We start from the raw sequence: 1530 nt of genomic DNA on the forward strand, positions 1-1530 counted from the left end.
TTCAGACTGCTGACAAACCCCGTCGATTTTCGGCGGGGTTTTTTGTTATGTGATTGAAGTGTCTTGGACTGTTTGTGTCAGGAGATTTTGACAAGAGGCATTGAGCCTCATGCGCGGGCCGGCTTGGGTTTCGGGCACAGGCAAAGGGCGATCTTTTTGATGTTCTGGGCGGCGGCGGCGATCAGGCACTGGCAGGCGACCTTGGTGAGACTTCGGAACCGCGCATAGCGGTGACCATGCAGTTGCTTGGCGTCGGCGAAGGAGCGCTCGACGGTCTCCTTGCGGCGGCGGTAGATAGCCTTGCCCCATGCGGTCAGCCGGTTGGCGTCGGTGCGCTCCTTCGCATCGGCCCAGGCATGGCGGATGATGGTGCGTTGGGCCTTGGCATTGCTGGTGCAGGAGGCAAGCAGCGGGCAGTCGCGGCAGATAGCCGGGTCACTCTTGTAGTGGCGGTAGCCATTGCGGTCGGTGGTGGCGTAGGCCAGCATCTGGCCCTGTAGGCAGCGATAGCCATCAGCCGCCGGCTCATGGGTGAAGGAGGACGGACCCATCATGCCGGGCTTGGGCGGTCTGGGGCGACGATAACCGGTGACACCGCGGATTGCCCGATCCTCCAGTCCTTTGGCGATGCCTGCCGTGGCATAGCCGGCGTCCAGCCCGACGGCGCCGACATCAAAGCCGAAGCGCTGCACCTGCCGATCGAGCCTCGACAGGTAGACGGTCGAATCGTGGACGATCGCCGTCGTGTGCGTGTCGGTGATGATGGCGTGCGCCGCATCCACCGTGCGATGGTCGAGATAGAAAAAGCCCTTCGGCTTGCCCTCGCGCACCATGTAGCCGCTGTCGGGGTCGGTGCGCGAGACCTTGGTCTCCTTAACCGCAGGCCGCCGCTCCTTCTGCTTCAGCGGCTTCTGGCCATGCAGCGCCCGTTCGGTGTCGATCGCACGATCGAGGTCGGCCCAATAGTCGGCCCGCGACTTGGCGATCATGGCAAGATCGTATTTGCCCTTGTTGGCGTTGGCCTTCAGATGGGTGGAGTCGGTGTACAGCACCGTGCCGTCGACCAAGCCCGCCCGGATCGCCTGCTCAACAATGCGGTCGAAGATCGCCTGCGACACGCTGGTGTCGTCGTAACGACGCCGCCGGTTCTGGCTCAACGTCGAGGCGTCGAACACCTTGTCCGTCAGCTTCAGTCGCAGGAACCAACGATAGGCGACATTGACCTCGATCTCGCGCACCAGCTGCCGCTCCGAGCGAACGCCAAACAGGTAGCCGATGAACAGCGCCTTGAACATCAAGGTCGGGTCGAGTGGCGGGCGGCCATTGTCGGGGCAATACAGCGGCGCGGTCAGATCGTGGACGAAGGTGAAATCGATCACACGGTCGATCTTGCGCAAAAGGTGATCGGCAGGAACCAACTGATCCAGCGTCACCATCTCGAGCGCGGTCTGTTCAGGGGCGGGTCGCTTCAACATGACCCAGTGAATCAAAAACCCCCAGCAAATGCCAGGGGTTTGTCAGCAGTCTGAA

General features: G+C 62.0%; 1 protein-coding gene. It reads right to left on the minus strand.

The features are described 5' to 3' along the window. Nucleotides 1-107: 107 nt before the first annotated feature. Entirely contained in the window at nucleotides 108-1475 is a 1368-nt protein-coding gene (locus NP503_RS33165; RefSeq protein WP_127267801.1) for an IS1182 family transposase, read from the minus strand. Between the last annotated feature and the right edge of the window lie 55 nt (nucleotides 1476-1530).

This window comes from Mesorhizobium sp. SEMIA396 (assembly GCF_024518615.1).
Classification (GTDB): domain Bacteria; phylum Pseudomonadota; class Alphaproteobacteria; order Rhizobiales; family Rhizobiaceae; genus Mesorhizobium.